This window comes from Sphingobium tyrosinilyticum (genome assembly GCF_042654265.1).
Classification (GTDB): Bacteria; Pseudomonadota; Alphaproteobacteria; order Sphingomonadales; family Sphingomonadaceae; genus Sphingobium; species Sphingobium tyrosinilyticum.
The window spans coordinates 115583-129366 of the sequence record NZ_JBHSFZ010000006.1 but is presented as its reverse complement, the minus strand read 5'-3'; the positions used below and the strand labels follow the sequence as shown (position 1 = coordinate 129366).

Sequence of the window (13784 nt, the reverse complement as noted above, 5' to 3'; positions counted from 1 at the left end):
CCCTGTCATATATGACCCCATGCCGGGAGAGACGGCGCGCGCCCGCTCATTCCGTATCCAGCCTTTGCCGGAGTGCGATAAGCGCGCGATAAGCCTTTTGAAGATCCTTCTCCACGGTGGTCAGGCTGACGCCCAATTCCTCGGCAATGAGGCGCTGTCCGACGCCTTCGATGCGGAAGCGGCGGAACACCAGTTCGACGCGGGGACCAAGGCCGTGCAGCACGGCTTCGGCCTCTTCCAGGCGCTGGGCGAGAATGAGCCTTTCATCGACGGCGATGTCTTCGCTTGGGTCAGCCATCACACCACCGCCGCCCTCCGCCCAATGCTGCTCCCTCCGCTCGCGCCGGGTGGCTGAGCGATAACGGTCCAGCATGAGATTGTTGGCCATGCGGTAGAGATAGGGCAACGGATCGGAGACGGGGCCGAGGTCCTTCGACTCCAATTTCATCCACATGTCCTGCAGCAAATCCTCGGCATCGTCGCCCGCGCCGCGCGCGCGCAGGAATCGCAGCAAGGCGGGGCGGTTGTTCAGAAATATCGCAGATAGGCCGCTGGCCATGCCCTATTGGGTCCCGTGCAGGTGAAGGCAGGTTGAGATAGAGGGCAGCGCAGGGCTTTGGCAATGGACAAGCGAAAGCCGACGCCGCCATTGTCCTGCAGTTCGCGCTGCTTTAGCGGACAATAAGGAGCCGGTTTGGAGGCAGGATGCAGGCGAGGACGCAGGTTGACGTAGCGGCAGCGGAGGCCGCGGGCATGGACCCGGTGCGATTGGATGCTTTAGCTTGCGCGCTGCACGCCGATTATGTCGCGACGGGCAAGCTTCCGCATCTGCAACTACTGGTCTCGCGGGACGAACATGTGCTGCTGTCGCATGTGAGCGGGGTCGGCCGCGCGACGCAGGAACCGTTGGTGGATGACTCGCTGTTTCGGATCGCGTCGATGACAAAGCCGGTGACCTCCGCCGCCTTCATGATGCTGGTCGAACAGGGGCTTGTTGCGCTGGACGATCCGGTGACCCATGTCCTGCCGGAATTTTCAAAGCTGCGCGTGGGGACGGATGGGCGGCCGTTGCGGCAGCCGATGCGGATGATCGACTTGCTAAGGCATACGTCCGGCCTGACCTACGGACTTCAGCGGCAAACCTCGATCGATGCGCGTTATCGCGAATTGGGGTTGGACGAATTTCAGCAGAAGCGCAGTGCGGACGAATTCATCGAAGCGCTGGCTGGGCTGCCGCTGGAATTTTCGCCGGGCGAGCGGTGGAATTATTCTGTTTCCACCGATGTGCTGGGCGTGGTTGTGGAGCGGCTGAGTGGCCTTCCCCTTGATGCCTTCTTATCCCAGCGCATATTCGGTCCGCTCGGCATGATGGACACATTTTTCGAGCTGCCCGAGGAGAAGGTAGAGCGGATGACGGACGCCTGGCAATTGGATCAGGACGGCCGATTGTCGCTTTACGACCGTGGTGCGCGCAGCGGATGGAGGCGTAAGCTTCGATTCCACTCAGGGGGCGGCGGGCTGATCTCAACCGCAGCGGATTATAATCGGTTCGCCCGGATGCTGTTGCGGGGCGGCGAACTGGATGGCGTCCGCCTTCTCAAGCCCGCGACGGTCGCCAGCATGCGTGCCAACCATCTGCCGGGCGGCGGTGATCTTGCCCGTCACTCATCGTCAATGTTCAGCGAGGCGGATTATGCAGGCGTTGGCTTCGGCCTCGGCTTTGCGACCGATCTCAAGACGGCAGAATATTTCTGGGGCGGGGTGTTTTCGACCTTCTTCTTCATCGATCCGCGCGAGAGCATTATCGGCCTTTTGTTGACACAACATCTGCCATCGAGCGCCTATCCGGTGCGCCGCCAGCTGCGCGAGGGCGTACGCGCGGCAATCCGTGATCGGCGGGGCTGATCCACAATCATAAGGATCATGCTGCGCTGCAAAATTTGCTGTTGGCGAGGGTGAGGAGCCTGTGCCATCATCGGGGCCGGATTCAGCCAAGGGGACGCCAATCATGAACCTCAAGGGCAACACCACCCTTCCCAAGCCCGCGCCCCGGCAAGTCGATCCACAGGCGCTGGCCCATGAGATCGTCGAGCGGCTGACCTATCGCATCGGCAAAAATGCGGAGGCTGCAAAGCCCCACGACTGGTTGCATGCGGTGATCCTGTCGATCCGCGACCGCGTGATCGACGCCTGGATCGCCTCGACCCAGAAAACCTACGAGGAACAAGGGCGGCGGGTCTATTATCTGAGCCTGGAATTTCTGATCGGCCGCCTGATGCGCGATGCGGCGTCCAACATGGAGATGCTGGACGAGGTGCAGGCGGCGCTCAATTCATTGGGCGTGGACCTGGACGTCATAGCGGCGCTGGAACCCGACGCGGCGCTGGGCAATGGGGGCCTAGGGCGGCTGGCGGCCTGTTTCATGGAGAGCATGGCGACGGTGGACGTGCCAGCTTATGGCTATGGCATCCGCTATGTGAACGGCATGTTCCGGCAGGAAATTTCGGACGGCTGGCAGGTGGAACTGCCGGAGACCTGGCTGACGCATGGCAATCCATGGGAGTTCGAGCGGCGCGAGGCGAGTTACGAGATCGGCTTCGGCGGACGGGTGGACCCGGCGGAGGGTGCGGATGCAGGGCTGCACCAGATGCACTGGCGACCCACGGAACGCGTGATCGCCACGCCCTATGACACGCCGATCGTGGGATGGAGGGGCAAGCGGGTCAACACGCTGCGGCTGTGGGAGGCGCAGCCGATCGACCCGATCCTGCTCGACCGCTTCAATGCGGGCGACCATCTGGGCGCGCTGGCCGAGAGCAACCGGGCGGAGGCGCTGACGCGGGTGCTTTATCCTGCGGACAGTTCGCCTGCCGGACAGGAATTGCGGCTGCGGCAGGAATATTTCTTCTCCTCCGCTTCGCTGCAGGACATAGTGCGGCGGCACATCCAATATTTCGGCGACATCAGCACGCTGGCGGACAAGGCCGCGATCCAGCTGAACGACACCCACCCCGCTGTGGCGGTTGCTGAACTGATGCGGATCCTGCTGGATGATCACGGCCTGGATTTCGACGAAGCCTGGGACGTGACGCGGCGGACGTTCAGTTATACCAACCACACGCTGCTGCCCGAGGCGCTGGAGAGTTGGCCGGTGCCGCTGTTCGAGCGGCTGCTGCCCCGGCACATGCAGATCGTCTATGCCGTCAACAGCCGGTTGCTGGGCGAGGCACGGCGATCGGGTCACTTCGACGACCGGGCGATCGGCTGTATATCGCTGATCGATGAGGGCGGCGAGCGGCGGGTGCGGATGGGCAACCTGGCCTTTGCCGGATCGCATAGTGTCAATGGCGTGTCGGCGCTGCATACCGAGTTGATGAAGGAAACGGTGTTCGCCGATTTCCACCGGCTCTATCCAGCGCGGATCAATAACAAGACCAATGGCGTTACCTTCCGCCGGTGGCTGATGCAATGCAATCCGGGGCTTTTCGGGTTGATCCGCGAGGCGATCGGCGACCGGTTCATGGACGATCCGGAGGCGCTGCGGGAGTTGGATCGCTTTGCCGACGATGCCTCCTTTCAGGAGAAGTTCGTTGCAGTAAAGCGCGCCAACAAGGTGGCGCTGGCGGACCTTCTGAAGCAGCGCGTGAACGCGCGGATAGATCCGGCGGCTCTGTTCGACATCCATATCAAGCGCATCCACGAATATAAGCGCCAACTGCTCAACATCATCGAAGCGGTGTCGCTATACGATCAAATCCGGTCGCATCCCGAGCGGGACTGGGTGCCGCGCGTGAAGCTGTTCGGTGGCAAGGCGGCGCCGAGCTATCATAATGCCAAGCTGATCATAAAGCTGGCGGGAGACGTCGCCCGGGCGGTCAATCACGACCCTGCGGTGCAGGGGCTGCTGAAGGTGCAGTTCGTGCCTAATTACAATGTTTCGCTGGCTGAGATGATGATCCCCGCAGCGGACCTGTCGGAGCAAATTTCGACCGCGGGCATGGAGGCGTCCGGCACCGGGAACATGAAGTTCGCGGTCAACGGCGCGCTGACCATCGGCACGCTGGACGGCGCCAATGTCGAGATGCGCGACCATGTCGGCGAAGAGAATATCGTGATCTTTGGCCTGACCGCGCAGGAGGTGAACGAACGGCGGGCCCAGGGTCATGATCCGCGCAACGTGATCGCGCAGAGCCGCGAACTGGGGCAGGCGCTGGAGGCTATCGCCAGCGGTGTCTTTTCGCCGGACGAGCCGAACCGCTATCGCGACCTGATCCAGGGGCTTTACGACCATGACTGGTTCATGGTGGCGGCCGATTTCGACAGCTATTCAGCCGCCCAGAGAAAGGTAGATGCCATCTGGCGCGATCAGGCGAAATGGGCCAAGATGGCGATCCATAATGTCGCGCGGATGGGATGGTTTTCGTCGGACCGGACCATCCGTGAATATGCGACGGATATCTGGAAGGTGCTGTGATGACGGGCTGCGCGCCGCGGTGCTGACTCCGGAAAAGATCGCCCGGCTGCTGGAAGGCCGTGAGGACGATCCTTTCGCGACGCTTGGCGTTCATCCGGCGGGCAACGGCTTTACTGCCTGCGTGCTGCTGCCCGAAGCAGTCAGCGTGACGGCCTACAGGCTGGACGGCAAGGAAGCCGGTTCACTGACGCAGGTGGATCCGCGCGGGCTGTTTTCAGGCAAGGTGTCGATCAGAAAGCGCCAGCCTTTGCGCTATCACGCCAGCTATGCCGATGGCGGCGAATATCGGATGATCGATCCTTATGGCTTTGGCCCGGTGCTGGGGCCGCTGGACGATTATTATTTCGCTGAAGGATCGCACGGCCGCCTGTTCGACAAGATGGGCGCGCATCTGATCACCCATGAAGGGGTGGAGGGCACGCATTTCGCCGTTTGGGCGCCCAATGCGCAGCGGGTGTCGGTCATGGGAGACTTCAACCGCTGGGACGGGCGCAGGGGCCTGATGCGGCGGCGGCAGGATGCCGGGGTGTGGGAGATTTTCCTGCCGGAGGTGGGGCCGGGCAGCCCCTACAAGTTTGAGATCATGGGGCCGGACGGCAAGCTGTTGCCGCTGAAGGCCGACCCCTTCGCATTTCGGTCGGAATTGCGGCCTTCGACCGCATCGATCGTCGCGGGCGTTCCCGATCACCAATGGGGCGACGAGCGGCACCGCGACCATTGGGCGAAGGCAGACCCGCGCCGCGAGCCTGTCTCAATCTATGAAGTTCATGCCGGGTCCTGGCAGAAGGATGAGCATGGGCATTTCCTGAGCTGGGACGAACTGGCGAACCGGCTGATCCCCTATGTCGTGGGCATGGGCTTTACCCATATCGAGTTCCTGCCGATCAGCGAATATCCCTATGATCCAAGCTGGGGCTATCAGACGACTGGCCTGTATGCGCCGACCGCGCGCTTTGGTGATCCGGATGGCTTTGCGCGGTTTATCGACGGCGCGCACCGAGCGGGGGTTGGCGTGATCCTGGATTGGGTGCCTGCGCATTTCCCCACCGATGCGCACGGGTTGGCGCGCTTCGACGGCACGGCGCTCTATGAGCATGAGGACCCGCGCAAGGGGTTTCACCCCGACTGGAATACCGCGATCTACAATTTTGGTCGGCGGGAGGTCGCGCAGTTTCTGATCAACAATGCGCTGTTTTGGGCCGAGCGCTATCATGTCGATGGCCTGCGCGTGGATGCGGTCGCGTCGATGCTGTACCTCGATTATTCGCGCAAGGATGGGGAGTGGATTCCCAATGCGCAGGGCGGGCGCGAGAATATAGAGGCGGTCGATTTCCTCCAGCAGATGAACAAGGCGCTATATGGCACGCATCGCGGCGTCATGACGATTGCCGAGGAGTCGACCAGTTGGCCCAAGGTTTCGCATCCGGTGCATGAGGGCGGGCTAGGTTTCGGGTTCAAATGGAATATGGGCTTCATGCACGACACGCTGCGCTATCTGGCGCGCGATCCGGTGCATCGGGGCCACCATCATGACGATATAACCTTCGGCCTGCTCTACGCCTTTACCGAGAATTTCGTGCTGGCGCTGAGCCATGACGAGGTGGTGCATGGCAAGGCGTCGCTGCTGCACAAGATGGCGGGGGATGACTGGCAGAAGTTCGCTACGTTGCGCGCCTATTATGCGATGATGTGGGGCTATCCGGGCAAGAAGCTGCTGTTCATGGGGCAGGAATTCGCCCAGCGCGAGGAGTGGAGCGAGACGCGCGCGTTGGACTGGCATCTGCTGGACCATGCGCCGCATCAGGGGGTGCAACGGCTGGTGGGTGACTTGAACCGGCTCTACCGCTCCCGCGCGACGCTGCATGCCCGCGACTGCGAGGCGGAAGGGTTCGAATGGGTACTCGTGGATGCGGCGGCGGATTCGGTCTTCGCCTGGGCGCGGCGCGCGCCGGGTGAAGCGCCCATCGTCGTCATCAGCCATTTCACGCCGATGCTGCGGCAGGGTTATGGCATCCGCCTGCCGGCCGGCGGGCGCTGGCGGGAAATTATGAACAGCGATGCGGCCGACTATGGCGGCAGCGGGACGGGGAATCTGGGGTCCGTCTTCGCTGCAGAGGATGGGTGGGCGGAGATCAACATCCCGCCGCTGGCGACCCTGATGCTGGAACTGGACCATTGAGACCGACGAACGCGCGAAGGCGGTCGCGGGCATGAAGGAGAGGAGCCCTATGCAAGCCAGAAACCAGCCGATCGCGCGCGACGCCATGGCCTATGTCCTGGCAGGCGGACGCGGCAGCCGCCTTGCCGAACTGACCGACCGGCGCGCCAAGCCTGCGGTGCATTTCGGCGGCAAGGCGCGCATCATCGATTTCGCGCTGTCCAATGCGCTGAACAGTGGCATCCGGCGCATGGGCGTGGCGACGCAGTATAAGGCCCATTCGCTGATCCGGCACTTGCAGCGCGGGTGGAATTTCCTCCGGCCGGAACGCAACGAAAGCTTCGACATCTTGCCCGCCAGCCAGCGCGTATCGGAAAGCCAATGGTACGAAGGCACGACGGACGCCGTGTTCCAGAATATCGACATTATCGAAAGCTATGCTCCCGAATATATGGTCATTCTGGCGGGCGACCATGTTTATAAGATGGACTATGAGCTAATGCTCCAGCAGCATGTCGATAGTGGCGCTGACGTCACCGTCGGGTGCCTGGAGGTGCCGCTGCGCGATGCGACGGGCTTTGGCGTCATGCATGTCGATGAGAATGACGTCATCACAGCCTTTGTCGAAAAGCCCAAGAAGCCGCCGAGCATGCCGGGCAACCCGGCGATGGCGCTGGCGTCGATGGGCATCTATGTCTTCCGCACCCGCTTTCTGATCGAGGAATTGCGGCGGGATGCCGATGACCCCAACAGCAAGCGCGATTTCGGGGGCGACATCATCCCCTATATCGTCAAGCATGGGAAAGCGGTGGCGCATCGCTTTTCAAGCAGCTGTGTGCGGGCCGAAAGCGAGCCGGTGCCCTATTGGCGCGACGTGGGAACGCTGGACGCCTATTGGCAGGCGAATATCGACCTGACCGAAGTGGTGCCGTCGCTGGACCTATATGACCGCAACTGGCCGCTGTGGACCTATTCGGAAGTCACGCCTCCGGCCAAGTTCGTGCATAATGAGGAAGGGCGGCGCGGGTCCGCGACCTCTTCGCTTATTGCGGGCGGGTGCATCGTGTCGGGGTCCGCGCTGCACAAAAGCCTGCTTTTTTCCGGAGTGCGCACGCACAGCTTCTCGTCCATTACGGAGAGCATCATCATGCCGGACTGCGTGATCGGCCGGGGTGCGCGATTGCATAAATGCGTGCTCGATTCCGAAGTGGTCATCCCGCCGGGGCTGGTGGTTGGCGAAGACCCCGAACATGATGCACAGCGCTTTCGGCGATCGGACAATGGTGTGTGTCTAATCACGCAATATATGATCGACCGGCTGGCAGGCTGAGGCGCTTGGGCAAGATAGTGGCGATGCAGGTTCTTTCGGTCGCGTCCGAAATCTATCCGCTGATCAAGACGGGGGGGCTGGCCGATGTGGCGGGGGCCTTGCCGGGCGCGTTGGCGGAACATGGCATAGGCGTGCGGACGCTGGTGCCTGGCTATCCTTCCGTTCTTTCAAAGCTGGGGAAGACGAAGACCGTTCGGCGCTATGAAGCGCTGTTCGGCGCTTCCGCCGCGTTATTGGCTGCGAAGGTGGGCGAGTTGGACTTGCTGGTGCTGGACGCGCCAGACTTCTTCAAGCGGGAAGGCGGGCCTTATGGCGACCTAAGCGGGACCGATTGGTCCGACAACTGGCGCCGCTTCGCCGCATTGTCGCGGGTCGGCGCGGATATAGCGGAAGATGGCGTGAAGGGCTGGCGGCCCGATCTGGTGCATGCTCATGATTGGCAGGCGGCGATGACGGCCGCCTATATGCGCTTCGGCCCGGCTCATAGAGTGCCCAAGGTGGTGACGATCCACAACCTGGCCTTTCAGGGCCGGTTCGGCGCGGATGTGTTCGCGGGCCTCGGGCTACCGCCTGAAGCGTGGGGAATGGACGGCGTCGAATATTATGGCGGGATCGGCTATTTGAAGGCCGGTTTGGTGTCTGCCGATGCGATCACTACGGTCAGCCCTACCTATGCCGATGAGATCAGGTCGCCGACGCAAGGCATGGGGCTGGACGGGTTGATCAACGGGCGTGCTGACCGGCTGCACGGCATATTGAATGGTATCGACACGGCAATCTGGGACCCCGCAGCCGATGAGTTGATCGCGCGGCGCTATACGAGCAGGGCGTTGGGCGGGCGAGCGGCCAACCGGCGGGCGCTGGAGAAGCATTTCAGGCTGGACCGGGACGATGCGCCGATCTTCATCATCGTCAGCCGACTGACCTGGCAGAAAGGCATGGACCTGGTCGCCGACGCCATCGATCATTTGGTGGGGCTTGGCGGCAAACTGGCGGTGCTGGGGGCGGGCGACCATCCGCTGGAGGGGGCTTTCCTGTCTGCGGCCGAGCGGCATCGCGGTCGGGTGGGCGCGCATATCGGCTATGACGAGCCGCTGTCGCATCTGATGCAGGCAGGGGGAGACGCGATCCTCATTCCTTCTCGCTTCGAGCCGTGCGGACTGACCCAGCTATATGGGCTGCGCTATGGCTGCGTGCCCGTGGTGGCGCGGGTCGGTGGGTTGGCCGACACGGTGATCGACGCCAATGAGGCTGCGGTTGGAGCGGGGGTCGCGACGGGCGTGGTGTTTGCGCCATCCGATCCGCTGGCGCTGCATGGCGGGATCGCGCGGACGATCCGGCTGCATGGGGATAAAGCCGGTTGGCAAGCGATGCAGCGGGCAGGCATGCGGTCTGACTTTTCCTGGACGCATAGCGCGGCGCAATATGCCGGACTGTTCCGTTCGCTCGTGCAGGGCGCGGCGTGACGGCAGCATTTGGCGCGCAGGCTGGCGAGCGCGGCACGCATTTTCGGGTACGGTCGCCTGATGCTACGCAACTGTGGCTGTGCCTGTTCGATGCCGGGGATCGCGAGACCCGGATCGCCATGGAACGGGATGGTGAGGAAAGTTGGTCGCTCGATGTGCCGGGCGTCGGCGCGCGCGCGCGCTATGGCTTGCGCGCCGACGGACCTTATGAACCGGGGGCAGGTCTGTGGTTCGACCCAGCCAAGCTGCTGCTGGACCCCTATGCGCGGGCGATCGATCGGCCCTTTGTCTATGATCCGCGACTTGCCGCGCCCCGATTGGACGGGGTCGACACGGCGGCGTTGATGCCAAAGGGGGTGGTGGTGGAGCCGCTGCCCAAGGTCGATCTAGCGCCGCCTATGTTCCAGCGGGGCGGGCTGATTTACGAATTGCAGGTGCGCGGTTTCACGATGCTGCATCCCGATGTGCCGGAGGCGCAGCGCGGGACGGTAGCGGCGCTTGGGCATCCCGCGATCATCGATCATCTGCGGCGGCTGCATGTCAGCGCAGTGGAATTGATGCCCATCACCGCCTGGATCGATGAGCGGCATCTTGGGCCGCTGGGGCTTCGGAACGCCTGGGGCTATAATCCGGTGAGCTTTTTCGCGCTCGACCCTCGACTGGCTCCGGGCGGCATGGCGGAGCTGCGCCGGGCGGTGGAGGCGCTGCACGCGGCCGGGATCGGCGTGATCCTGGACATGGTCTATAATCATGATGGGGAAAGCGATGCGCTGGGGCCGACGCTGTCGATGCGCGGCCTGGATGCGCGGGGTGCGTTCCGGCATGCAGGCGATGGGCGGCTGATCAACGACACCGGCACCGGCAACAGTATCGATTGCAATCATCCGGTGATGCAGGAGATGATATTGTCGTCGCTGCGCTATTTCGTGACAGAGGCGGGAGTGGATGGGTTCCGTTTCGATCTGGCGCCCGCGCTGGGGAGGATGCCCCAAGGCTTCGACCCGGATGCACCATTGTTGCGCGCAATGCGGGACGACCCAGTGCTGAGCGACCGGGTGATGATCGCGGAGCCATGGGACATTGGGCCCGGCGGCTATCAGCTGGGGCGGTTCGGCGAGCCGTGGATCGAATGGAATGATCGCTATCGGGATGATGTGCGGCGGTTTTGGCGCGGGGATGCGGGGATGCTGGGGCCACTTGCCACGCGGCTGGCTGGTTCTTCGGACCTGTTCGGCGGTGAGGGCAGCAGCAGAACCGTCAACTTCATCGCGGCGCATGATGGTTTCACCCTCGCCGATCTTACCGCTTATGAGCAGCGGCATAATGAGGCCAATGGCGAGCGGAATCGTGATGGCCATGGGGAGAATTTCAGCTGGAATAACGGCGTCGAGGGAGTGAGCGATGATCCCGCTGTCGCGGCCGCGCGGCGGCGTGACGTCAAGGCTCTGCTGTCCACGCTCTTCTGTTCGCGCGGGACGATCATGCTGACGGCGGGAGACGAGTTCGGCCGTAGCCAGCAGGGGAACAACAATGCCTATGCGCAGGACAATCCCATCGGCTGGGTCGATTGGGCTGCACGCGATGCAGAGATTGAGGAGCATGCCTTCACCATGGCGGCGCTGCGGGCCTATCGGACGGAGCTTGCTGATCCTGCATTGCTGACCGACGATGATGTGGAATGGCTGGACGAGGAGGGGCGGCCGCTCAGTCCGGTACAATGGGAAGAAGCCCGGCGCAGGCGGCTGGTGGTGCGTTACCGCAAGTCGGGCTTTACTCTGTGCATCAATGGGACGGACGAGAGCTGCCTGTTCAGGGTCGGGGGCGAGAATCTGGAAGTGGCTGCGCGATCGGTCAGCTGTCTCGGCTGAACAGGAACGCGGTCGATTTCGCCAGGCCGTTGGAAATGGTGGCGAGGGCGCAGGCGCCGCCGGGAACTTGGCGAACGCCTGCACGGTCAGTGACTTGCGCTACCGCTTCGGCAAGCTGCGTCATGCCGTGCAGGCGACCCTCCCCAAGTGCTCCGCCGCCGGTGTTGATCGGCAGCTTGCCGTCCAGATCGCCGTATCCGTCACGCAACAAGCCCAGCCCCTCTCCATCGCGGCAGAAGCCCATGCCCTCCAGCCAGGTGAGGACCAGCACGCTGAAGCCGTCATAGAGTTGAGCCGTGTCCACATCGGCGGGGGTGAGGCCCGTCATGTCCCACAGCCGGCGGCCCAAAGCGCGCGCACCGCTCCACATGTCTTCCAGGTTCATCGGGGTGCCACTTGCGCCCTGATAGGCGGACGCGGCGAAGCCTGTAAGCAGGGCGGGCGGCTGGCGCAGGTGGCGTGCCCGCTCGGCAGAGGTCAGGATGAGGGCGCAGCAGCCATCGACGGGTATGTCGCAGTCCAGGATGGAGAGCGGGTCGGCGATCATGCGGGCGTCGATATAGTCCGCTTCGGATAGGCTCTTGCCGCGCCAATAGGCGTGGGGATTACGCTGGGCATTGGCGCGGTTGGCGGCGATATAATGGGCGAAGTCGCGCCGGTCATAGCCATGAAGCTCGAAATAGCGACGCAGTACGACTGCGGCCCATGCGGGTGGCATGCTGAAGCCGTAAGGGGCGAGATATTGGTCAGTCCCCACGGCATGGGCCGTGTCGAAATTGACATAGCGGCCCTCCGGCACATGGAGAGACCGATAGACCAGGACATGATCGCAAAGTCCCGCGATGATCGCCAGAGCGCTGTCGATCAGGCTCTGCGTCACCATGCCGTTGGTGGAGCCGATCCATTGGACCCGGCCCGCAGCGCCCAGCAGGTCAGCGAGATACCAGGGGGTGACGATGTCGATCCCTTCATCGACGCCTTTCCTGCCGCCATAGCGAGGCATGGAGGGCGATGTGGCGATGCCATCCAGGTCGCTGCGTAACAGCCCCGCGTCGGCAAGAGCGGCGTCGCACGCCTCCAGCGTCAGCGCCGCGAGTGTCCGGCCGGAGCGCCGCTCAAGCTTGCTGTATCCGACGCCAGCGACCGCCACCTTGTTGCGATGCGCCCACATCGATCAGCGGCCCGCCGGGCGGAACTGGACAAGTGCGCACTGGTCGGTGATATTTTCGAACCAAGCGCGCAGGGGCATGCCGATGCGAAGCGCGGCGGGATCTGCATCGACAAGGTTGGTGCTCATGAGGAGCCCAGGCTGCTCCTCCAACTCGACGACGGCCAGGATCAGCGGCAGGCGATCGCGGAAACCCGGAGCCGGTGCTTCATGCAGCACTGTCCAACTGTGGAGCGTGGCGCGGCCCGATACCGGCGCGAAGTGGAGATGGTCGCCCCCGCAGGCGCGGCAGGCGATCTCCGGCGGGTAGGCCATATGGCCGCAGCTGTCGCATCTTTGCATATGAAGCGCATGATCGCGCGCTGCTGCCCAGAAGGGGGTGGACAGCGTATCGGGGACGGGAAGGGGACGCTGGGTCGTGGCGGTTGCGGTCATGGTCCTGCTACTTTCCCTCAAAGAGAGGTGGCCGCTTTTCGCGGGCGGCGGAGAGCCCTTCCTGATGGTCGCTCGTCGTGGCCATCAAAGGTTGCATGTTGAATTCCAGCTCTAGAAACTGATCGAGCGAGAGGGCATGGGCGGCCTCGAACTGGCGCTTGGCCATGCCGATCGCCAGCGGGGCCCCTGCGGCGAGCGATCGGGCGAGAGTCAGCGCTTCGTCCATGAGGGCCTGAGGTTGGACGATGTCGAGTAGAAGTCCGAGGCGCAGCGCTTCGTCGGCCTCCACCATGCGGCTGGAATAGACGATCTCCTTGGCGCGCATGACGCCGATCAGGCGGCTGAGCTGCCACACCGCGGCGGCGTCTGGAACATAGCCGATGCGGCCGAAACTCTGGCAGAAACGAACGCGCGGCGTTGCAAGGACGAAGTCACAGGCGAGCGCAATGCTCCAGCCCGCGCCTACGCAGGCCCCGTCCACGGCGGCCATCACCGGCTTGCGAATGGCGGTGATCGAACGGATCATGCGGTGCAGCCAGCGCATCCGGCGCAGGAAAGCCCCGGTGGATTGCGCGCCCATATCGCCAGTATCTGCCCCTGCGCAGAAATTTTCGCCCTCCCCGCGCAGGATGATCGCGCGGACTCCATCATCCTCCGCCAGATCTTCAAACTGACGCCAGAGCTGCTCGCGCATCTCCATGGTGAAGGCGTTCATCCGGCCGGGCTGGTCGATCGTGATGATGGCAACGGGACCATCCCTGGCGGCGCGAATGGTCATCGCACGGCTCCACTGGACCTGCCCATGGGATCCTCTCCTAAATATGTTCTTTGGTGCAATATTATGATGATCTGCCGTCGCTTGACAAGTCATAAATATTGCACGAT

The 13784-nt window shown here is 63.1% G+C and carries 10 protein-coding genes; 6 read left to right on the top strand and 4 right to left on the bottom strand.

Going from position 1 to position 13784, the window contains the following annotated elements; translation table 11 throughout:
* Positions 1–46: 46 nt before the first annotated feature.
* Positions 47–559: an RNA polymerase sigma factor gene (locus ACFO3E_RS05010; RefSeq protein WP_066523965.1), complete on the bottom strand. Its 513-nt coding sequence runs from the start codon at positions 557–559 to the stop codon at positions 47–49.
* Positions 560–705: 146 nt separating this feature from the next.
* Here ACFO3E_RS05010 and ACFO3E_RS05005 point away from each other — a divergent pair, with 146 nt between their 5' ends.
* The 6 genes from ACFO3E_RS05005 (at position 706) to glgX (ending at position 11296) form a co-directional block, all read left to right on the top strand.
* Positions 706–1905 (top strand): serine hydrolase domain-containing protein, encoded by a 1200-nt coding sequence (locus ACFO3E_RS05005; protein WP_380802877.1) that lies wholly within the window; start codon positions 706–708, stop codon positions 1903–1905.
* 103 nt (positions 1906–2008) lie between these two features.
* Positions 2009–4474, top strand: coding sequence for a glycogen/starch/alpha-glucan phosphorylase (locus ACFO3E_RS05000; protein WP_066523962.1), 2466 nt, complete (start codon positions 2009–2011; stop codon positions 4472–4474).
* A gap of 19 nt (positions 4475–4493) precedes the next feature.
* Positions 4494–6653, top strand: coding sequence for a 1,4-alpha-glucan branching protein GlgB (glgB, locus tag ACFO3E_RS04995; protein ID WP_066523960.1), 2160 nt, complete (start codon positions 4494–4496; stop codon positions 6651–6653).
* Positions 6654–6702: 49 nt separating this feature from the next.
* Positions 6703–7962, top strand: coding sequence for a glucose-1-phosphate adenylyltransferase (glgC, locus tag ACFO3E_RS04990; RefSeq protein ID WP_066523959.1), 1260 nt, complete (start codon positions 6703–6705; stop codon positions 7960–7962).
* 17 nt (positions 7963–7979) lie between these two features.
* Positions 7980–9428 carry a glycogen synthase GlgA gene (gene glgA / locus ACFO3E_RS04985; protein WP_066528501.1) on the top strand — a complete coding sequence of 483 codons (1449 nt, stop codon included), beginning with the start codon at positions 7980–7982 and terminating at the stop codon, positions 9426–9428.
* Positions 9425–11296 carry a glycogen debranching protein GlgX gene (gene glgX, locus ACFO3E_RS04980; protein ID WP_066523958.1) on the top strand — a complete coding sequence of 624 codons (1872 nt, stop codon included), beginning with the start codon at positions 9425–9427 and terminating at the stop codon, positions 11294–11296. Before glgA ends, glgX begins: the two co-directional genes overlap by 4 nt.
* On the opposite strand, the gene ACFO3E_RS04975 is transcribed toward glgX, so the two are convergent.
* Genes ACFO3E_RS04975 through ACFO3E_RS04965 form a run of 3 tightly spaced genes read right to left on the bottom strand, consistent with a single transcriptional unit; the run spans position 11280 to position 13677 of the window.
* The gene (locus tag ACFO3E_RS04975; RefSeq protein ID WP_066523955.1) at positions 11280–12467 is read right to left on the bottom strand and encodes a thiolase family protein; all 1188 of its coding nucleotides are present in this window, start codon (positions 12465–12467) and stop codon (positions 11280–11282) included. The two genes, glgX and ACFO3E_RS04975, sit on opposite strands and share 17 nt — an antisense overlap.
* A gap of 3 nt (positions 12468–12470) precedes the next feature.
* Positions 12471–12899: a Zn-ribbon domain-containing OB-fold protein gene (locus ACFO3E_RS04970; protein WP_066523953.1), complete on the bottom strand. Its 429-nt coding sequence runs from the start codon at positions 12897–12899 to the stop codon at positions 12471–12473.
* A gap of 7 nt (positions 12900–12906) precedes the next feature.
* The gene (locus ACFO3E_RS04965; protein WP_066523951.1) at positions 12907–13677 is read right to left on the bottom strand and encodes an enoyl-CoA hydratase/isomerase family protein; all 771 of its coding nucleotides are present in this window, start codon (positions 13675–13677) and stop codon (positions 12907–12909) included.
* Between the last annotated feature and the right edge of the window lie 107 nt (positions 13678–13784).